This window comes from Slackia sp. CM382 (assembly GCF_000293015.1).
Lineage (GTDB): Bacteria > Actinomycetota > Coriobacteriia > Coriobacteriales > Eggerthellaceae > Slackia > Slackia exigua.
In genome coordinates this window covers 23004-44264 of sequence record NZ_ALNO01000018.1, presented here as the reverse complement: position 1 = coordinate 44264, position 21261 = coordinate 23004, and the positions used below count along the sequence as shown (strand labels likewise).

General features: G+C 53.8%; 15 protein-coding genes and 1 pseudogene. 8 read left to right on the top strand and 8 right to left on the bottom strand.

Annotation, left to right across the window (positions count from 1 at the left end):
- Positions 1-150: 150 nt before the first annotated feature.
- From HMPREF1155_RS07235 to HMPREF1155_RS07225, 3 genes are all read left to right on the top strand, one after another.
- Complete coding sequence (locus HMPREF1155_RS07235; protein ID WP_009078852.1) at positions 151-1317, top strand: iron-containing alcohol dehydrogenase; 1167 nt, start codon at positions 151-153, stop codon at positions 1315-1317.
- Between the two features lie 146 nt (positions 1318-1463).
- On the top strand, positions 1464-2759 hold the full coding sequence (locus tag HMPREF1155_RS07230; protein WP_009078997.1) for a DUF1254 domain-containing protein: 1296 nt from the start codon (positions 1464-1466) through the stop codon (positions 2757-2759).
- The gene (locus tag HMPREF1155_RS07225) at positions 2752-3648 is read left to right on the top strand and encodes an alpha/beta fold hydrolase (protein WP_009078957.1); all 897 of its coding nucleotides are present in this window, start codon (positions 2752-2754) and stop codon (positions 3646-3648) included. The genes HMPREF1155_RS07230 and HMPREF1155_RS07225 overlap by 8 nt, the downstream gene beginning before the upstream one ends.
- Positions 3649-3885: 237 nt before the next feature.
- Here HMPREF1155_RS07225 and HMPREF1155_RS07220 read toward each other — a convergent pair whose 3' ends face one another.
- From HMPREF1155_RS07220 to HMPREF1155_RS09165, 4 genes and pseudogenes are all read right to left on the bottom strand, one after another.
- Entirely contained in the window at positions 3886-4599 is a 714-nt protein-coding gene (locus HMPREF1155_RS07220) for a Fic family protein (protein WP_238319145.1), read from the bottom strand.
- A 773-nt stretch (positions 4600-5372) separates the two neighbouring features.
- Entirely contained in the window at positions 5373-5687 is a 315-nt protein-coding gene (locus HMPREF1155_RS07215) for a TfoX/Sxy family protein (RefSeq protein ID WP_009079055.1), read from the bottom strand.
- Between the two features lie 107 nt (positions 5688-5794).
- Positions 5795-6141, bottom strand: a pseudogene (tnpA, locus tag HMPREF1155_RS07210) (IS200/IS605 family transposase); the annotation flags it as partial.
- Between the two features lie 226 nt (positions 6142-6367).
- Positions 6368-6595, bottom strand: coding sequence for a DUF2188 domain-containing protein (locus HMPREF1155_RS09165; RefSeq protein WP_081501542.1), 228 nt, complete (start codon positions 6593-6595; stop codon positions 6368-6370).
- A 264-nt stretch (positions 6596-6859) separates the two neighbouring features.
- On the opposite strand from HMPREF1155_RS09165, the gene HMPREF1155_RS07205 reads away from it, so the two are divergent.
- Complete coding sequence (locus tag HMPREF1155_RS07205) at positions 6860-7903, top strand: ATP-binding protein (RefSeq protein WP_009079083.1); 1044 nt, start codon at positions 6860-6862, stop codon at positions 7901-7903.
- Positions 7896-10115 (top strand): S8 family peptidase, encoded by a 2220-nt coding sequence (locus HMPREF1155_RS07200; protein ID WP_009078898.1) that lies wholly within the window; start codon positions 7896-7898, stop codon positions 10113-10115. The genes HMPREF1155_RS07205 and HMPREF1155_RS07200 overlap by 8 nt, the downstream gene beginning before the upstream one ends.
- An 808-nt stretch (positions 10116-10923) precedes the next feature.
- Here HMPREF1155_RS07200 and HMPREF1155_RS07190 read toward each other — a convergent pair.
- The 3 genes from HMPREF1155_RS07190 to HMPREF1155_RS09015 all read right to left on the bottom strand — a co-directional run bounded on the left by HMPREF1155_RS07190 (position 10924) and on the right by HMPREF1155_RS09015 (position 14835).
- Positions 10924-11814 carry an acyl-CoA thioester hydrolase/BAAT C-terminal domain-containing protein gene (locus tag HMPREF1155_RS07190; RefSeq protein ID WP_009079109.1) on the bottom strand — a complete coding sequence of 297 codons (891 nt, stop codon included), beginning with the start codon at positions 11812-11814 and terminating at the stop codon, positions 10924-10926.
- Positions 11815-13888: 2074 nt separating this feature from the next.
- The gene (locus HMPREF1155_RS08905) at positions 13889-14431 is read right to left on the bottom strand and encodes a GNAT family N-acetyltransferase (protein ID WP_081501539.1); all 543 of its coding nucleotides are present in this window, start codon (positions 14429-14431) and stop codon (positions 13889-13891) included.
- On the bottom strand, positions 14428-14835 hold the full coding sequence (locus HMPREF1155_RS09015) for a hypothetical protein (protein WP_009079003.1): 408 nt from the start codon (positions 14833-14835) through the stop codon (positions 14428-14430). Before HMPREF1155_RS09015 ends, HMPREF1155_RS08905 begins: the two co-directional genes overlap by 4 nt.
- 906 nt (positions 14836-15741) lie before the next feature.
- On the opposite strand from HMPREF1155_RS09015, the gene HMPREF1155_RS07170 reads away from it, so the two are divergent.
- Positions 15742-16914, top strand: coding sequence for a hypothetical protein (locus HMPREF1155_RS07170; RefSeq protein WP_009078976.1), 1173 nt, complete (start codon positions 15742-15744; stop codon positions 16912-16914).
- Positions 16915-16991: 77 nt separating this feature from the next.
- On the top strand, positions 16992-18062 hold the full coding sequence (locus tag HMPREF1155_RS07165; RefSeq protein ID WP_155999229.1) for a hypothetical protein: 1071 nt from the start codon (positions 16992-16994) through the stop codon (positions 18060-18062).
- A gap of 400 nt (positions 18063-18462) precedes the next feature.
- On the opposite strand, the gene HMPREF1155_RS07160 is transcribed toward HMPREF1155_RS07165, so the two are convergent.
- Positions 18463-19239 carry an alpha/beta fold hydrolase gene (locus tag HMPREF1155_RS07160; protein WP_081501538.1) on the bottom strand — a complete coding sequence of 259 codons (777 nt, stop codon included), beginning with the start codon at positions 19237-19239 and terminating at the stop codon, positions 18463-18465.
- A 421-nt stretch (positions 19240-19660) separates the two neighbouring features.
- Here HMPREF1155_RS07160 and HMPREF1155_RS07155 point away from each other — a divergent pair, with 421 nt between their 5' ends.
- Positions 19661-20947, top strand: coding sequence for an IS256 family transposase (locus tag HMPREF1155_RS07155; protein ID WP_009078847.1), 1287 nt, complete (start codon positions 19661-19663; stop codon positions 20945-20947).
- Positions 20948-21261 lie beyond the last annotated feature (314 nt).

Here is a 21261-nt window from a genome sequence, read left to right as displayed (position 1 = left end):
TCAACCTGTGTGAGGTCAGGAAACACCCTGCGGCATTCCTTTTCGCGGTCGTTATGGCTGGTACCACCCGATTAGTACTTGACGCGACATGCATTCCGCAATGTAGTGTACGTAGCTGCAATGATCCAGAGACAGTAAAGGATGGGTGCCATGCGCGGAACATTCACCTACCACAACCCCACGAAGCTCTATTTCGGAGAGGATGCCCTCGACGGCCTCAAGGTCGAGCTCGAAGCCTACGGCGGCAATGTCGTCGTGGTTTACGGCGGCGGCTCCATCAAGCGAAACGGCGTTTACGACCAGGTCATGTCTCTTTTGCGCGCAGCAGGCAAGACCGTGGCCGAAATCAGCGGCGTCATGGCGAACCCGACGGTCGAGAAGCTGCGCGAAGGCGTCGCAATCGCTCGTGCTGCGAAAGCCGATATGCTTCTGGCCGTCGGCGGAGGTTCGGTGTGCGATTATTCCAAGGCCGTAGCCGCCTCGATCAACTGCGACGACGACCCGTGGGAGAAGTACTTCGTGCATTCCGAGGATGTAGACTGCGAAATCGTCCCCGTTGGCTGCGTGCTTACCATGGCGGGAACCGGGTCGGAGATGAACGCCAACGCCGTCATCACCAATCCTGAGGCGAAGATCAAGGTCGAATATGGCTTCGGCGTCGAGGGCATGCCGCGTTTCGCCATTCTGAATCCGCAGTTCACGCTGAGTCTGCCTCACAGACAGGTCGTTGCGGGCATCTATGATTCGTTCAACCACATCTGCGAACAGTATTTCAGCGACTTCGACAACAGCGCGAGCGACTATCTTGCCGAGGGACTGATGCGCTGCATCGTCGATAATGGCCGCGTCGCTGCGAAGGACGATCAGGATTACGAAGCGCGCAGTAATCTCATGTGGGCTTCTACCTGGGCTTTGAACACATTGCTCTCGCGCGGTAAGACGACCGACTGGATGGTGCATATGGTCGGTCATGCGGTCGGCGGCGTGACCGATGCGACTCATGGCATGACGCTTTCGGCCGTGAGCCTGCCGTATTATCGCTTCATTATGGAGGCCGGTCTGCCGAAATTCGTGCGCTTCGCCACGCAGGTCTGGTATGTCGATGCGGCGGGGAAGACCGATCGCGAGGTTGCCGAGGAAGGTTTGGGCGCTATGGAAGCTTGGATGCGCGAACTGGGTCTTGCCATGAGTTTGTCCGAGCTGGGCGCCACCGAGGCCGATCTCGACGATATCGTCAACGGAACCCTCCTTCTGAAGGGCGGCTATAAGGCCTTGACCAAGGACGACGTCCGCCGAATCCTCAAGGAGAGCATGTAGGTCTCGATAGGGGAGAAGGGGGAAGCGCTGCTTCGATTGGTCTTGAGCTGTCCGTCGTAGCGCTTCTTTCTTCGAGCCATATTGAATGCTTTTCACTCTTAACCTGATGTCGATCAAGGCGTTCCCCCTAAGGAAAGGAGAAGAACGTGCGGGAAACCATTGAAGCGGCTTACATATATGCATTTCCCCTGGTGCTGATGGATGCGACACGGGCTTCCGCAACGAATACGGAAGAAGCCGTACCCGGCAAGGCTCCCGTGAATCAGTTCATGCACGGCGCAGCGCTGGCCAATGCGCAGTTCAAAAATGTGGTAAGCCCCAATGTGGATACCGTCTATTCACAGGTGTGGTACGACCTGAGTGAAGAGCCGATCGTCTATGTGCTTCCGGAAACAGACCGCTTCTGCAAGGTGCAGGTGCTTGATGCCTGGACGAACACCGCTGCCGTCCTTGATCGGGCCGGAACCTATGCCATCACGCTCTCTACCTGGAACGGAGACCTGCCGGACGATGTGATCCGCATCGATGTGCCTACCGCCATGGCGTGGTCCATTACCAGAACGGTGCTTTCCGGCGCGGCGGATCTTCCGAATGTGCATGCCGTTCAGGCGAAGATGCTTCTCAGGCCGCTTTCCGCCTATCTGGGAAGAGGGACGCATCGACTCCCGAAGGGGAGGTACCGGAAAGAGAACGACTACATTCCCATCGACAAGGTTCTTTCTCTGGATCCCGTCACGTTCTTCAAAAAGGCGAATGCGCTGATGGAGAAGAATCCGCCGTCCGCCGCCGATGTGGGAATGCTGGAAAAGCTCGCGGCGGTCCGTGTGGGCCCCGGTATGGAATTCGACGCGTCTGTTCTGACCGACGATATTCAGGCAGGCTGGCAGGAGATGCTGAAGGGCCTTCGACCGAAGCTCGCGGCAGAGGGCATGAGGTTTTCGAACCGGTTGGGGCAGTGGAGCTATTTCGGCGCGCCGATCGGAGATTTCGGTACGGAATACGCCTACCGTGCGCTGGTGGCGATCGCGGGGCTTGGAGCGAACACCGTGGAGGTCGCGCTGTATCCCAGGACGGAGAAGGATGCTGACGGGAACGCCCTGACGGGCGAGAAGTCCTACATGCTCCACTTCGAAAGCTATCCGCAGGTCCTTGACGGCGGCTTCTGGTCGATCACCGCATACGGCGACGATGATTTCCTGATCGACAATTCGATCGACCGCTACTGCATCAACGATCGTTCCGGTCTGAAGGTGAATGACGATGGTTCTGTGGATGTGATCCTGTCGAAGGACGTGCCGGCGGACGCGACGAACTGGCTCCCGGTCGGCGACGGCGGCTTCCATCTGTATATGCGCATCTATTCGCCGGACATGGATGCGATCAAGACCTGGACCGCGCCGGTCATCAAGCCGCTGTTTCCAAGGAGGTTGCCACATGGGTGAGCCGGTTGATTTCCGCATCCTCTGCTGCGCGCCCTATCCGGGCGGCGTCGAGCCTGCCGTCGCAGCCGGAATGGTCGAGCAGGAACTTGCCGTCGAAGACGGCACGGTGCATTACTGGGTAACTTCATCTCCCGATCAAGCGCGGCCCTGGATGGTCTTCCTGCCAGGGCTTTCGGCCGATCATACCCTGTTCAACCCTCAGTTTGCCCACTTCGCGCAGAGGTGGAACCTCGTCGTGTGGGACGCGCCCGGCCACGGGCTTTCGCGTCCGTGGAGCAGAAGGCTCGACCTCGACGATATGGCCGAGGTCCTTCGTGCGATTCTCGAGACCTGCGGGGCGTCAAGCCCCGTGCTTGTCGGGCAATCGCTCGGGGGCTATGTCGCGCAGGCCTTCATCGAGCTTCATCCTGGATGCGCGGCCGCATTCGTCTCGGTGGATTCGTCACCTATGCAACACCGCTATTACAAAAGGTGGCACCTGGCCATCTTAAGGCATATGGAAGGCCTGTGCCTGCTGTGGGGGACGGGTCGTTTCCTGCGCGACCAGATGGCGAAGGCGTGCTCGACCACCGAGCATGGTCGGCGCAATATGCTGGCCCAGATAGAACGCTATTCTCGACGCGAGCTCTGCGCGCTGCTCGGAAACGGCTTTCGAGCGCTCTCCGACGCTGTGGCGAAAAACCGCGCGTATCGCATCGACTGTCCGCTCATGATCGTGTGCGGGTCCGAGGATGCGGCGGGCTTCGTCAAGACCTACGATAAGGAGTGGTCGAGGGAGACCGGTGTACCCATCACCTGGGTTGAGGGCGCGGGGCACAACGCCAACGTCGACGACCCTGCCTTCGTCAACGCTGCTATCGATCGGTTCCTGGAGTCGGCGCTCTTTTAGGTGCACTCCTGTTTTGTTGATATGCGCTGCATCTTACGGATCTTGCGGATTTTGCCGAGCAGTTCTGCCAAACCGTAGTCTTCGCAATCTCTGGAAGTGTGAACCTAGCGCACCATATGGATTGCGGTTGTAGCCGCTTCTCGTATCGCGAAACCGTCTCTAAACCGAAATTCATCGGGAATCCGACGTCTGCTCTCTCCTCGAGCACTCGGTAACGGAAAGCCCTTGGCTGCCGTTTTAGGCGTATGCGATTCGGAAGTAATCGAGCGTGGCTTTGAATCGGTCTTGCGCCGAAAGGCATGTGTCAGCGAGATACCCCTTCTCGTTATCCCATTCAACAAGCCCGCGATAGTAAAAGGACTTCATGTCGTCGGCGATGATAAACGGTATCACGTAGTTCATGAGGCATTCTTTGAACATCACGAGCCTGCCTACACGGCCGTTGCCGTCCTGGAAGGGATGGATGCGCTCGAAGCGCACATGAAAGCCGATAATGTCTTCGAAGGTGTGTCTCGCGCGAGGGTCATACGTTTTCAAGAGCGCCTTCATCTCTTTGGCGACGTTTTCCGGAAGAGCGGTCTGCCGGCCGCCGACCTCGTTCGGCAGGCGCTTGTATTCCCCGACAGAGAACCAATCCTTCGTGGAATCTGTTGTTCCGGCTTTCAGGATGCGATGGAACTCTTTGACCATGGCTTCAGAAAGAGGGTCTTGCGCATGGTCGATAAGGTAGTCGACGGCGCGGAAGTGGTTCCGGGTTTCCACGATGTCGTCTACGCGCACGAACTCGCCTTCGGTGCCGATCGTCGCGGTTTCGAAGATCATGCGCGTCTGGTCAAGGGAAAGTCTGCTTCCCTCGATGCGGTTGGAGTTGTAGGTTAGCTCGACCTGGATCTTGTGATAGATGCCGCCTTTGAATTTCGACGTCTTTTCTTCGCGAAGACGCGTGAGCAACGGGCTCGTTGCGGATGCTTTTGCATTCGAGCGAGCAGGCTTTGTCGCGTCAGCAGGGATGCTCCAGGTTTTTCCCATAAGGAATGCGCCTGGCACGCGGCCTTGGGCGCAGTAATTGCGAACGCTTCTTTCGGACACTTCCCAAAGCTCGGCAATCTCAGCAGCGGAAAGAAATCTCATCGGGGCCTACCCCCTTATCGGCAAGAACCTGATGGGATTATTCTATCAGAAATGGATAGTTATTGCCGTTATCGGCAAAAATATTGTTATCACTCAATTGTTGCATGACTTGTCTCCGTGTAGTCGGTAGAGTGAATGAACAGGCATTCCTCTCATTCTTCTATCGGCTAAACCGGGTAGTCGTCATGCAGTCAGCGGTGGTCCCAAGGCGACAGTCGCTCTGCTCTAGCGATTCAGGAATTCAGAGGCGCTGCGGACCCAGCTGCGATTGACGTAGAACGGTTGGTCCTCGGCTATCGGGCTGCGCGTGAAGCTCGCCTGCGAACAGGTCGTAGGCCTCTTTCGGGATGCTTGCCGTGAGCCCCAGCCCTTCATCCGCCATCAGTTCGAACAGGAGATCTCTGCCATCAGTCCCGAGGAGCCGGACAGCGTAGTCCGCGCTATCGGAACAGTATTTGAGTCCTAGCGACCGAGTTCACGTTGAATAGTCCTGAAACGAAGGGGAGCGAAGGAGAATGGAATACCCGTCTGTCTGTTTTTCGCAATCAGATCACTGCGGAGCGGTGAGAGCACAAAACTAAAGTTTGTCTTTCTCATCTGGCTTTCGAGGGTTTCTTTTCCGGAAGCTCAGCGTACATGCCATCCAGAAGTTCCTGAATTAGAGCCTTATCATCAAAGCTGTCGAATACATGCATCAGGGTCTTCGAGCCTTCATACGGATAACGCAGTTCGGAATCTGCAAGCAGTCTGTCTGATGTCGGCGTTCTCTTTAAAAACAGTTCGTTATTGCCAATGTCGCCTATCAGCTTGCCGTTAAAATATACAAGGTATCCGCCCATCATAGGCTTTATGGCAATATCGCCGGATTCAGAGAAACTATCGCGAACATATTCGTTGAATTCGTTCACCTTGGTTGTTCCCTCCATCAAATTTGAATTTGTATGGCTTAGCTGACATCATCTTAGCAGGCGTTTCTCGTCAAGTGTTGAGATGGCATATTCGCCCAATCGGACTCAACACTTGGTACGTAGGCGCCTTCCGACCAGAAGTTCCAGTTGCCAAACTTGTACTTAAGGTTCGCATGCTTGCCAAACATCATCAGCGCGCTTTTGCCTTTGAGGTACCCCATATAGCTCGATACGGCTAGCTTGGGCGGGATGAAGAGCGGCATATGCACTTGATGCCAGATTGCGGCCCCTCGATTATTTTGACTCCCTTATACCTGCAAAGCTGTCGGGATATCTCGCCTAGCGAATCTCGGTATTGGTTGTAGATGATTTTGCGCCTATATTTCGGTGTGAACACGATATGGTACTTGCACGGCCATTTCGTGTGCGCAAGGCTCTGTGTCTTGTTTGCCATAATGATCGCCGTCTCTCCAAGGCAGATGAGACTTGAACATTTGTATCTTGTTCTTGATCGGTGGTCATTTGGCTTGCAAGGTTGAAGTCTTCGATGCGCACCCGCATAGCGGGTGGTTCTTTGTCCCGCGTGCTTCGTGCGCAGGGCGGAATCACGAGCCTCAAAAGATGGCCTCTTCTAATGCGAAGAGGCCATCTAGGGTGAGCGATGGGAGCGTTGTGCCTATTTACCCACGAGGAGGAAAGGGGTCGTTTCCGTGTGAGTCGCGTGCCCTAATCCTTCCGTCAACTCCGTGAATATAGAGCTCGCTGTTTTGATTTCGGCTGACGTTTCGGCCAATACCAACTGCTTCGGCTTGGGTGTTGGTTACACGGTATGCCCTTGACGCCCCCTCGGTCTTAACTTGCCAGGTTCCGTCGGAACGCCGTGTCACATGTTGATTCCTGGAAGCCATAGAGCCTCCTTCCTGTTGCCTCTGCGTGGAAGCAGATTTATGATGGCAACGGTTGATTGTGCTTGCTCGATAATCGACTGCTGGAGCCCCGCTGCAACGGGGCTTCGTTTTTTTGCGGCCTAATAACGTTTAGCGCCATCAACTCACCATCGCTCAGGGTGAAGATACGCCCTTTGAAAATAAAGTCAAGTATAGTCTGTCTCAATTTTGTAATAATGTGTCCCATATTGTATCCTCCAAAAGGGAAAGGAATAGGAGGAAGCCGTGAAGAAAAGAAACGTGATCAATCTGATCCGATACCATTCGGAGAGAAACGAGGCGGCATTTCGTGCCGAGGCCCTCACTATCGCGCGGGAATTCGACAAAGCTGGTGATGCACAGCTCGCCGAATACATCATGGCCCTTCTTTCCGACGCTAACACTTTCGTCCCCCAGATGGACGAGACTCCGTGCTTCCTGAGCGCGGTAGGTCCCGCAGTGTCGGCGTTGCCCTTGCCGGAAGCCATCGCTTCAGACATCTCAGGCATCACCAATGCCATTCGCGGTAATGTTGGAGTGAACAAATTTTTGTTCCAAGGACCTCCTGGCACAGGCAAGACCGAGGCTGCTAAACAGATTGCGCGAATCTTGAACAGGGACATGTTCATGGTCGACTTTGACCTGCTCATTGATAGCAAGCTTGGTCAAACCGGAAAGAACATCGACGCCTTATTCTCCGAGATCTCCAGCTTCAGGCACCCGGAAAGAGCCATCGTATTGTTCGATGAGATAGATGCGCTTGCGCTAGATAGAAGCAGCAGCAACGACGTTCGCGAGATGAGCCGAGCCACCTCCATCCTCTTACGTGAACTCGATCGGCTGGATGACTCCATTGCCCTCATCGCAACCACCAACCTCTTCGATTCCTTCGATAGAGCGCTGGTCAGGAGGTTTGATGCATGCGTGAACTTTGATAGGTATTCGCAGGACGACCTTGTCGAGATCGCGGAAGTCATCGCAAACGAGCTGCTTCCACGGTTCAAGAATGCCGGCAGGGACATGCGACTTTTCAAGAAGATTCTGTCGCTGTCCAACGGTCTCCCTTATCCAGGTGACCTCAGGAATATGATTAAGTCTGCTATAGCATTTTCTGATTCAGAGAGCGAGTACGACTACCTCAAGCGCCTGTACAGACAGCTCGCGAATTCCGCTGCCATCGATGTTGACGTATTGAAGGAACAGGGATTCACGGTCAGGGAGATGGAGAAGCTCACGGGTATTTCCAAGAGTACGCTTTCCAGACAGCTGAATGGAGGAAGCGATGAGTAACGCAATTCTGCAGTTGCGTGGCACCTTCAACCAAAAACGAAACTCGTCGCGTCCAGGCCCTCCGTCGCTTCCTGCCCGAAAAGCTGTGTCCTCTGAAAAAGTGAGGGCTCTTAGGGATTCCCTTGTCGGAATCCAGGAATACTGGGAAGGCTTTGAACATGATTACAAGCCCCTTGTTGCGATTCGCTATGAGAGGATCATCGCGAAGAGCGGTCGTGTGAGGAGGCTTCTGTCGGAGCCAGGACCAAGCTCGTCTAATAGCACTATCGTTGGAGCCAGGTTTCACGATAATGGCAAGTTCAGACAGCATGTGATTACCCACTGCGTAAGCGAGCGTTCTCTCGAGGCCGCCATCGAGGACCTGTCCAGCCTCGCTTCTTGCATTGATGCGCTGTGTGAAGGAGAGGTAACTCCGGACCGCCTGAAAGGGATCAATGGGCAGAAGGTTTCTTTCGAGTATCTGCCGTTGTCCAGAAGTGCTTTCTCTAGGCTCGTTGTTGACGTATGTCATGTCGAACGTTTTGAACTGAACGTCCCTGAGGAGTCGATCGAAGAAACGTCTATGGTCACCCTGTACAAGGGGACGGGCATTGATAATACGGAATTTCTCAGAGAAATTGGCGTAGCGGAGCTGAACCTTCGTACCTATGATCAATCTACTTACCTTTTGACTCCCGATCAGTACAGGCTTCTCTATAATGCAGCGCCTCAGCTGATTGCGATGGCGATAAAGGACATCAATGAGATTCCACGTGACGAGGTTGTGGGGGATGAGGACAGCTGCGGAATGATTCCGCCTCCTGGCAGTGAGCCATGGGTTGGCGTGTTCGATACCCCATTCGACGACAGGGTTTACTTTTCCGATTGGGTTAAAGCTACTGTCGAGGTCGACCCTGAGCTTATAGCTCCTGGTGACTATTCTCATGGAACCGGAGTGAGTTCTATTATCGTAGATGGTCCTTCCCTGAATCCGGGGATAGATGATGGATGTGGACGTTTTCGTGTCCGCCATGTCGGCATCGCTGTAGGTGGGAAGTTCAGCTCCTTCACGGTTGTCCGAGAAATCGAAAAGGCTGTCATCAGGTTTCCCGAGGTTAAGGTGTGGAACCTGTCCCTCGGGTCGTTCCTTGAATGCCCAGAGAACTTCGTCTCCGCAGAGGCTTCCGCCCTTGACAGAATTCAGGTGGAGCACGATGTGGTTTTCGTAATCGCCGGCACAAACGATGGAAATTACTCAGGGGAAAAAAGGATCGGTCCGCCTGCTGACTCCGTCAACTCCCTTGTCGTGAACGCCGTGAGAACGGATGGCTCTCCTTGCTCCTACTCAAGGAAAGGCCCGGTGCTCTCGTTCTTCGGAAAACCAGATGTCTGTTACTACGGTGGCGATCGGGGTCAGCCTATGTACGCCTGTCAGGAGCCAGGTAGGACGGCAATGGTTCTGGGAACTTCGTACGCCGCTCCGTGGATAGCAAGAAAGATGGCCTACTTGATTCATATCGTTGGGTTCAGTAGGGAGATTGCGAAAGCCTTGATTATCGACTCGGCTGGCGGTTGGGGGCAAGGCGACAATCCTCATCATCTCGGTTACGGCGCCGTGCCTAAACGGATTGAGGATATTCTCTCGACTTCAGACGACGAGATTAAGTTCGTCCTGGATGGAATATCTGAACTGTTCGATACATACACGCATAACATTCCCGTGCCGGTTGTCCATGACAAGCATCCATATTATGCGAAGGCGACGCTTTGCTACTTCCCGCATTGCGAGCGAAGCCAGGGCGTTGACTACACGAGCACGGAGATCTCCATGACGTTTGGACGTCTGAATGGGGAGAAGATCCAGCCTATCGACAACAATACTCAAGACCTTGAGGGCTCTTTTACCTACGAGGAAGAGGCGAGAAAGTTCTTCCGCAAGTGGGACAACGTCAAGCACATTACGGAGAAAATCAATCCCAGGGGACGGGGAAAGAAGAGCTATGAGAATGGGTTGTGGGGCATCAGCCTGAAAACCAAGGAGCGACTTGACGAGAGCTTCGGCGAAAATATGCGCTTCGGGCTCGTTGTAACGCTGTATGCAATTGACGGCGTGAACCGCATTGATGATTTCATCCAACGGTGCTCTTTCCGTGCTTGGATCGTCAACAAGGTCAACGTCGAGACGCAACTGGATATCTTTAATGCCGCAGAACAGGAGATCGAATTTAAGTGACAAGGACTGAATTTTGCAGTGGATTCGGACAGAGGAAAGCAGTTAAAAACATAGAGGGCGGCTGGTAATCGGCCTTAGGTGCCGAAGGGATTGCAAAGAGACCCTATTCCCAGTAAAGCGCGATGAGATGACGAGGAAGTTCGAAGAGCATGGAGTCAATCAGCAAGTTTCTAGCGATACTGAGGATTCGAGGTTTTATAGTGAATTGGATGAAATCCTATTCTACCTGGGATTTCATCCAATTCGAAACCTTCTTAGGCTCACTCCCACTCGATAACACGAAAGTGCTCTGCTATTTCGATTTCGCCATCGGTTTGTCCGTGGTTGCTTCTCGCTATCGGCTGTATCCTATTAGCTCCTTCAAGCGAAAACTCATATCAAATCAGCCGCTCCGCGCTTCTCTGAACCGTTAGTTTTCGATCCGAGTTTTGCAGCAAGACGGACTTGCCATATGACCTGCTGGAATCCATCATTCCAAGTTAAGTCAGGCTCTCATGCTGAACAGGGAATTTCCCGAAGGGGCATTCACTCCAGGATTCGCTAATCAACGTTGGCGGCTCGAGCGTCATTCTGGCTGAAACTCAAAAGATGCTTTTCAGCAGTTCGGAGGGACGTTTTCAATTGCTCCCGGTCAAACTCGCAATGCGTTCGGGAGAGGCTGGGCCTCAGCTCGCAATGAGCTTTCAGCCCCTCTCCGACTCTAAGGCAAAGAGTAATCTTCCATTCAAATGAAGCGGTTCTTACCGAGGATCATTATCCTTATCGAATCCTCCGAGGGCTGCCGCGAGGCGGTTCCCCATCATCCTCCCTACCACCGTTCGAGAAAGGCGAGCGTTCTTTTAAACGCGTTAGCGCGGCTTGCCGCGCACTCTTGCGGATGTTCGCGCTCCATGCGAAAGAGCCTGAGCGCGCCCGTTTCCAGGGGCACCATGATGTGGCTTGCGCGCTCGTAGGTCAAGCGCTCCACCTCCCAGGGGTGGCCGTGCGCGCGCAGGCGCTTCTCGATGCGGCGGGCTGCTTCGTCGCTTGGCCACATGGTGTCGTACTCGGGGCTTATCAACAGCACGGGGCCGCCGATGCGCTCGACTTCGATGGCCGAGTCCTCTGTCGCGCGCTCGAGCATGCGCTCGTAGAGGAAGCGCATGTCCAGCTGGCGCTCGACGAGCAGGCGGCGGACGATGTCCGCGTACGGTATGCGCGTCCCGCCGGGCGCGCAGGCAAGCGGCTTGCCGCGCCAGGTCCAGCTCGAGCGCTCCGACACTCCTTTCGACACGAGTCCGCCGTTGCCAGTGATGCCGGGCATGACGTGGTCGAGCGGCGAGAGGGCGACCACGCAAGAGATCGCTGGGACGAGGGATGCGGCGAGCAGCGCCAGCTCGCCGCCCTTGGAGATGCCGTAGACTCCGACCTTTCCGAAGCCGCGCGACTGGAGGTGCGCCGCCGCCCGCGCGACCGCCTCGACGGGAACCTCCACGAGCTCGCCCGGCAGGCCGGGCGCGTTCCAGTAGCAGACCCCGAGTGCAGCAAGTCCCTCTTCGGCGAAGCGCGCTCCCAGGTTGCGCGGGATGTTCTCATTGCCCTCGCTCCCGCCCAGCACGATGAGCGCCTTGCCGGCGAACCACGCAGCGCCTCCCGCGCCGCTTACCGGCTCGTGGAAGAAGCCGCAGAACCCGTCGTGTTCGACCGTGAAGTGCTCCATGTCCGTCGCTGCCTTCGGCTACGCCAGCGCGAACGCGAACAGCGCGGCGAACATAACGAGTGAGCCGACGAGACCGATTGCAAAGAATGGGATTGCGTGATCCATAAATCCTCCTTGGACGTAAAAGTTAGCTTATTCTAACATGTGTGGTTACTGACGATGCGGGAATTGCACCTGACAAATGGTCTGAAGATTTGTCAGGTGCACGCTTACCCTTTGAAGAGCAGAAAGGCACGACAGTGAAGGCTCTCAAGATTTCACTCGACTTCCTAGCTGGTTCGTTATGGAGAGACGAGTTCATCAACGGCAAGGCCCAGACTGGCATTCCCACGATCGACAATGACGAGGCTTTGCAAGCTTTCAATGACCAAATTTGCGAATTGTACTCGTCATGCTACGAGTTCGACTTGTACGACCAGCCTTGCTGGTTCAATGAGGAGAAAGAGAAGGCCGATAAGCCCCGCATGCTCGAACTCCTGGGTAAGCTCAACGCCCGCATCGCAGAGTTGACTTTGTCGTGGACGACTAGGAAACACCCCGTGTCGAAGCGCTGTAGCCAGCGAAACAATCAAACGTCTCCAAGGCCCGTGTCCTACTCAGAACGCGGGCCTTCTCATCACTCATCCGTCAGATCTGACAAATGCTCTGACGATTTGTCATATGATGCCAGGCGCGATTGTCAAGCTCCTTGGGCGCGCACGACGCGCTTCGCCTTCGCCGACCTTTTGACCTGCTCATGGTAGAAGAAGTTCACCATCGCGGGCGGCGTATCGAAGGGGAGCTGCAAGGTATCGTCATCGCGGACATAGCCGTTGGGCAGTATTCTCTCCGAGGCAAACCCCGAGCTGGCGGATGGCAGCCACGTGACGCTGAGGGTGACCTCCTCCAGCGGCTGGACGGAGGACGCCGGCGCGCTCGCGCTGAGACCTTCCGCAGGAGACCTCTGGCTTCCCGAGGGACCGCACCTGCTAAGCTGTCTGTCGGGGAAACGGTCCGGCGCATCGCGATTGTGGACGACGAGGGCGTAGTATCGAGCGACGGTCGAGCGGAGGCGACGGTCTCCTTCACCCAGGCGATAGTCCTCGAGTTCGAATCCGGGTTCCTGGCGCTCGACAAGGGGGACTGGACGGGCGACTACGTGCACGTCAGGCGGGGCGGCGACCCAGACATCCTCCTGACGGACTGCTCCGCCCCCTGGATCGAGGGAGACGGCTGGTCTGACGCGTGCCGGCGCAGGACGACCTGGCTTTGAGGATTCGCCGTTTCCCCGCAGCCCTGCGGCTAATCACAGAGCTGAGGTTAGCCGTTTCCCTCCGTGTGTACGAGGGGCTATTCCGACGACGAACAGGCGGGACGGAGGACAGACCTCGGGCGCGTTCCGAGCCCGAGGTCATGGCGCGAAGCACTTGCTACCGCCTAGGGACGCTTGGCGACGAATCCCGGTGACGGCCTTCTTTCGTATGAACTATAAACGATTCGGAAAGCCCGCACGGGATGCGGGCGCGCAGGTTGGGAGGCCATCTGGAATAAGTCGAGTTTAGGACACAACAGCCAAGCAGAGAGCCCCCAATTGGCCCGTAAAGCAAGCGGGCCGGCTCGAACGGATCCGGCCCTGCGGAGCATGCCGTTTAGGCTCACTCCCACTCGATTGTCGATATTTGGGATTGAGTGGACTCAACCCGCGCTCTGACCTGCGCTTACATTTACTCCCGACAGCACGGAATCGTCCCAAAACCGGAACTCACCCGGAACTCACCGCTGAGTTCCGCTTTAGCACGCGCAAGTGCTGGAATGGCAACAGGTCACTGGGGAGTAAACCCCTGAACTGCGAAAACGTAAAACGATTGAGCGCAACTGAGTTCATGCAAGGATCGACGTCCCCGAGCACTCCCCGTGTTTTACTGGGGGAGCAAACCATCTGAGCTGGTAAAACGGTCTTCTGAGTTATGCGACTGAGTTCACGTTGAGCAGTTCCGAAACGAAGCGGGGCAGGAGAGAATGGAACACCCGCCGTCTTCTTTTCCACATTCAGATCATTGCTGAAAGAAGAGAGCACGAAACTGAGATTTATAATTCATCTGACTGATCGCCATTCCTCTATAGAAAGGCATGTTATGTGACCTGTTCGAAAGACACCCTCTATGGCGCAGGGCACATTATAGGCCGTATGATGGTAATGAAAACCACACTTTTCCTGAACGCGCTTTGACTTTTCATTTCCATCAAAGTACCCACACCATATTCTATTAAGTCTCAGGTTTTCAAAACCATATCGCATTAACTCCCTGGCTGCTTCGGGCATCAGCCCTTGCCCCCAATATGGGACCCCGATCCAGTAGCCGATTTCCCCTTCTGAATCAGGAAGGCCAATACTGCTGGCTTTTCCGATCATAAGCCCGATGCTGCCAATGGGCTGATCGGACTCTTTTAATACGACAGCGTAGGTTTCCGGTGCTGACAGAACACTCCGGATTATTTCACGGCTATCCTCTACGCTTGTATGAATTGCCCACCCTGCAATTGGTCCCACATCGGGATGGCTCGCATATTTATATAAGGTCTCCGCATCGCTTTCTACCCACGGTCGGAGAATCAATCTCTTCGTTTCAAGTATCATCTTATTCCTCGCAAAAATTTGAATTTGTACGACCTGGTTGACAGCGTCTTAGCAGGCGTTTCTTGCCAAGTGTCGAATGGGCTATCTGCCCGATCGAACCCAACGCCTGGCAGCAAGAAAGCCCGTGGACCACCGCCGACCGGGTCGCCGTACTCGTGCGACATGGCGTCGAGGTTGACGACCCGCTGTTTTCCGTACTTGCGGGCGCCCGCACACGAGTCCATCTTACCGTACGTGATGGCCTTGCGCGGTATGGACTCGCTAAGGCCCCAGGGCTCGCTGACGTCCGAGGACGACATGAGGCCGTCGAAGGGCGTTGCCGCCTCCACTCCGATGCCCCACAGCTCGTCGCAGGCAAGGTCCAGCTCGTCGTTCCAGACGATGCCGCATCCGCCCTGATTCACACCTCCACGTTGCCCAATAGCACCTCGTCCTCCAGCGCTGCGAAAGCTGGGACGCGCCGTAGATCTTCGCGGCGCCGTTGTTGGCGAGCTGTGCGCTCAAACCCAGATCGGGCAAGGTGGAGACTTCCTTCGCCTTGTGAAACTTCGCGCAAGACCCTCTTAGCGCTCTGCAAGTGTTGGAACTTAAAGTTATCCCTATTTGCGGCAGCATCACGGTGACGTGATGCTGCCGAGAGGACGCAGCGCGTAAAGAAAAGCTCCCCGCCTTGTAGGCGGGGAGCCGATTCCAAAAGATGAGACTAGATGCTACTACTTACCGCTAGATGCTAGAAGAATGCACGAGCTGGGCTACTCCCATTCGATTGTCTATATTTAAGCGTCCGTGCATTCAGCACGTGCTTTGACCTGCACATAGGTTTGCTCTCGGCAACATGAAACCATCCCAAGACCGGAACTCACCTGAAACTTAACACTGAGTTCCACTTCGGCACGCGATGGTGTTGGAACGGTAATAGGTTACTGGGGAGTAAATCCTTGGCCCACGAAAACGCGGTTCAATAGCACGCAATTGATTATATGGAGGGGAACGATGTTGACAGGGCAGGGCGCGACCCGGCACAAGAGTGACAATTCTCGAGCGAAGAGTGGCAGCGTTGAACTGGGAAAACGGTGTTTTGGTCATCAAAGTGACTACATGCAGCCATGCACGCGGGAGTCTTGCTGCCGCATCTTTCGGATCTTCTGTCGCTTCAGCGCTCTTGGCGGCTTCGGTGATTTGGCCTTCGAGCTCAGCGATTCGGGAATCCCGCTCAGTTCTATGAGGCTGTTGAAAAGAAAGGAACGAACCAATGAAGCTTGCTACGGAAGTAAAACATATGCGCTGGGTTCGAATGATTCGTAACAGAGGTGATAGAGATAGAAACTTCTTACTATAAACATGAGATAGAAGTACGTTTTGCCGAAGGGCTGCTTTCGTCGTCAAACGACTGGCAGTGGTTCATTGAATATACTGAAGAGGCTTTCGAGCCCTTTTTAAACCTTGAGAGCATGAGCGACTACCCTGCGTGTTATTCGTCGGTTCAGTCTGCATATGTTCATTTGGCTCGCATGGTCGATCAAGTCGGGGACGTAAAACCTGAATTCAACACGGCTTGGCTAAAACGTGTCTACGAATGTGTTCTTGTACGGTCTGGCCTGATGAAGCCCGAGGATTGCATTAAAGGGGATGGGTTCTTCTATATCCTGTGCATAGCATCATTTGGAACTTACTTGATAAACTGCGTTAGCGAATCAGGCTACCTCTACAACGCGCAATTGCTCGTCTATTCCAATCTGCATCAGCTTCACGACTTTGAGCCCCTGGGAGATGACAGAAGTCGGATCGTCACCCTCTCTAAACGGATAGATGTGCCTGGTTTCTCAAATGTGATTGATACATCGAGCGCAAATTTCGATTCTGCTTTGATTCCAGTTGATAAGACATATGTCTCTAATATGCTGGACGAACATTTCGATGCCGACTTTCTTTCCTTCAAAAACGTGAAAAAGAGGTCTTTTCAGACATGGCAAGAGGCTTTGCTTTGCGATGCTCTTGAGGTTTCATTTATCAATGGCAATATCGAGCCTGTTGTGAGATACGGCAATGGCGTAGAGGTTCCCGATACTACGGCATGGTCAGAAAAGATGCTGTCTCTGGCTAGGGAAGTGTTTTCTGACGCGAGGGCCGTATGCGTAATCGAGGCGCTTGAATTCGGCAAGCACGACATTGCTCCATCAGAGAAAAGCCAAGAGATTCTCGTTGAACTAAGTATTGAGCACGCAGAGTCCTGTGCTAGCGTAGACAAGCCAGTGTGGAGTCTCTCATGCACATCGTTCAATATTCTTGAGCGGCTGATTTCTGAGAAGAAGCTCGACAAGGATATCAAGAGCAGATTCAACAGACGCCTTAGCGAGCTTTTATCGGGAAAGAGCGATTATCAAGAGATTTGCTATATGAGAGAGAGCATTCTCTTCTGTGCTCGAAGGAGCAACAGAAAATATTCGCTGCTAAAACAGCCAGCTTTACAAAGGATTCCCTAGCATCTGTCCAATCAGCTTTTGATTTGGTGTCCGTTTTCAAGAATTCAACCTGCGCGAGGAACTGCGATTCAGATGACGTGGACACTATTCTTAATCTCTTTTCTGAATACTCCAAGAATATCGACGTTACTATCGCCGAACTCTTTTATTGGGCAATGATGTTCTTCATAGACATGCAGGACAATCCCCGAATAGACAACAAGCTAGTGCGTCGGGTTCTCATCAGCCTTAGGAACGCTTGGCAGGATAGATACTATGCCACGGTGGTTTCAAACATGCAGGTGTTTACGCATGAGGGTACGGTAGGCAAGAGCGAAGTCGACGCTATCAACAAAGTATTTCTCGATACTCCGAATGCGATTGCCAGCTTGATTCTTCCTTCCGATACTGCAATCGCAGATACCCTGGAATCAATGTCTGAGCATGTCATAACTCTTGTTTTCAATAAGACCACAATATCGGAATACTATCCTGACCATATTCATGTGACATATCCGCAGGATGGACGTTCTATCGATGCCATGATCACCTCTGAAATCCAGAGGGTTTACGACAATAACGGTCATCGATTCCTAAATGCGATGAGCCATCAGAATATGATTGATGGTTACTACGAATGGATTGGTCAGACAATCATCTTTACTTCTTCGCTCATAGACATCAGACCAGCGTATGAGTGGATTTTAGAAAACGCCCCGAGACAGTACAGTCTTATGCCGTTTCCTGAAAATCAGCCAAAACTAGGCGATTTGACGCAACTGTTCCCATTGCTGGAGAACACAATCAGAAAGCTTGGTGAGATTTTCGACATCGTTCCCTTTCAGGCGAAAAAAGAATCATTTATTCGGCTGAAGGATGCGCCCAGCATCCTTTCCGACTTGATAGGAGAAGTGCGCGAACTTACCGGCACCATCCAAGGATGCAACGAGTTCCTGTTCGTCTACTACGTCATGTATTCTGAGAATGGCTTCAACATCAGAAACGATTGTATTCATGGCCGCCAGTACCAAGATAAGGGCGGAGTTGCAAGTGGTTTCAAGCTTGCTGTGATCTGCACCTATATGATGATGAAGCATCTCGTCGATATTGAAACCACCTCTAATGAGGATGCTTTATCAGATTCAATTGACCCGGGAAACCAACCATAGAATTCATTGGGAACATCCCTCCGCAGACGACCATTTATTCCCATTCTATGATTGCAAAACAGAGGTACTTGGACTCAATGATTAACTTGACTAGCGGATTTATTTATTTTCCAGTATGCGAAATCATCTCAAAACTAGTACTCAACCGGAACTCAGGACTGAGTTCAACTCTAGCACTCGATGTGGAAAATAAGCACAACCTAATGAAAGGTAAACCTTACCTGTGAATATGCCGGATTGCGACACACGACTGAGTTTCACAATTAGCCTTCTATGAAGGGGCTTACGATTTTGATGCGAGTAAACCGGCAAGTAATTACGCCTATCGTTTATCGAGCTATCGTTTATGCAGATAAACCTGGATTCGTTCGATAACTCTATAGTTCAACTTACTGTCAAATCAAACGCAGTTCTTCAAAAACGGATTAACCAGATCCATCCACTCTAAAGGCAGATAAGCAGATAGATATCCGTGGTTGTACCCTTTTGCTTCATAGAGGGTGCAATCAGGATGCATTTTTTGAAATAACCTAGCTGATTCCTTGACGCAACTCATTTCTTTTTCACCATAAATATATAAAGCCTGTGCTTTGCTTTCTGCAATAGCGTCTTTGAGTCTATACTCTCCCATATATGTTCGATACATCGTCACTAGTGTTTTGATAGGAAGCTTTGGCATATCTTCCATATAGTAGTTTTTTATTTCTGCAGGATAAGCCATGTTGGGATACATTTTCTTCATTAGGCTTAATTGAATCCTGCTAGCCGATCTGCTAAACATAAGCTTCCCAAATAGCGTTACAGTGATTGCACTGATTCGTGCCAGTTTGGGCTGAGGGATACAAATACTTCCATCAATTATTGCTTTCTGCGCTATATCGCTATCCAACGATAATAATTCGATAGCAATTTGACCACCCAGGGAAACGCCGCCTACAGCAAACAATTTCCCATCGCAATTGCTTTTTATATAGTCCATAATCTGCTGTGCGGAATTCTCAGTTGAAATATAATCTTTTTGATATTCTTCTCCATGGCCATCAAGCGTTGGCAAGATTACATGGTATTTATCTGATAGCATACGGGCTTGCCGAAGGTAGTTCCACCATGAATTACCTCCACCGTGTATCAACAGTATATGTGGGAAATTTTTATCGCCGAATTCATGAAATATCATATTTCAGCACCCTCACAAATTTGAATTTGTCAGACAAACAGAATAGTAATAGATAGCGGTAGATGGAGCGCTCTGTAAATGTCTAGTTCAGAAGCCTTTTCATTCCCACTCGATTGTCACAAAAACCAAGAGCGTAAACTCAACGGATGGTCTGACCAGCTATTATATTTATTTTTTGGTTCGCGAAACCGTCCCAAAACCGGAACTCACCCGGGACTCAGCACTGAGTTCCACTTTAGCACGCGATAGCGAGAATGAACGCAGGGTCGCTAGGGGCAAATGGCCTGGACTGCGAGATCGCGTCCCAAAAGTTGGTGTAACGGCCGTTTCGCTAGCGGGATGATTTCGTGAAGGAAACGGCCATCGCCTAGAATCGTCAATTGTCGAGATTGATGGATTCACAAGAAAGGCGATGACCGCAATGGAAAGTTTAGAGCAGATGGGCGCCGTCGCGCCCGGGATTCCGAGATTCGACGACGGGATGGTCAACCTGCGGGAGCTAATAAGGTTGATGGCCGAGGCGCTCGTCAACGAGATCATGGGCGCGCAGGCCGACGAAGCGTGCGCGGAGGGCAACCAGCGCAACGGCTACCGCGAGCGGACGCTCGTGACGAGCGTCGGGCCGATAACCCTGCGGATACCGAAGCTCCGCGTGGGCAGCTACTTCCCCGAGGACCTGCTCGTGCGCTACTCCCGCGTCGACCGGGCCGTGATCGCGGCCGTCTCCGAGATGGTCACGAACGGCGTGAGCACGCGCAAGGTCGAGAAGGCGGCGCACGCGATGGGCATCGGCCGCATGAGCGCCAGCCAGGTCTCGAGGATCTGCGAGTCGCTCGACGCCGTCGTGGAGGACCTGCAGACCCGCGTTTTCGGGGAGCTGCGGTTCCCGTACCTATGGCTCGACGCGACCTACCTCAAGTGCCGCGACGCCGGGCATGCGAGCCCGACCGCGCTCGTCACCGCGACCGCCTGCGGCGACGACGGCTACCGCCGCCTCGTCGGCCTGGACGCCATCGACACCGAGTCGTACCTAGGGTGGAGGGGCTTCCTGCAATCGCTTCGCTCCCGCGGCGTCGACGGCGTCGTGTGCGTCACGAGCGACGCCCACGAAGGGCTCAGGAAGGCGATAGAGGAGGTCTTCCTCGGCGCCGCCTGGCTGCGCTGCATCGTTCACTTGGAGAGAAACGCGACGCCATGCGCGAAGAGCCAGCGCCACAAGGCCGCCATAGGCTCCATACTGCACGCCGTCTTCGCCGAGAAGGACCCCGCGCTCGTGCGCGAGCTGTACCACCTGGCCTGCGAGAAGATCGCCGGTTTCAACGCGAAGGCCGCCGAGCTCCTGGAAGAGGCGGAGGCCGACGCGCTCGCGTACCTCGACTTCCCCCACGGGCACCACCGCCGCCTTCGCGCCAACAACGTGCAGGAGCGCGTGAACCGCGAGGTCAAGCGCCGCAGCCGCATCGTCCAGGTCTTCCCGTCGAGGAAATCGCTCATCAGGATGCTCGGCGCCGTGCTCTCCGAGAAGGACGAGGACTGGTCGACGCGCAGGCGGTTCACGGCAACGTCCATATCTGAGGCGTACGAGGAACCGGAACGCAGGAAACCGGCGCCCAAGCCCACCTACAAGGGCACGGCGGCCGAGCATGCGGCCAGGATAATCGCGCTGGTCCTGTCGGGCAACGTTGACTCTATCGGGAAGGCGGCATAACATGGCACGACAGTAACCGGGCTCTCGGTTCTAGGTGATAGCTCGATTCGCTCGGGCGGGCTGAAGCCCGCGCCTCGCAAATCGAGTGGCTACACCAACATTCGGCACGCTACCGACTGCGAAAGCGTGGTCTTGTTGCACGTGGCCGATCTCTCTTTTGAATTGGCTTCTGCAAGGGTTCCATAATTTCCCAGAGAACAAACGATCAGGTCCGCGAAGGTGAAAATCGGCAAGCTTGGCTCAATCTCATCATCCAAATCGTCGAAAACCGTGCGTTCCGCGTCGATTTACTACTGACGTTGGAAAGTCCAATT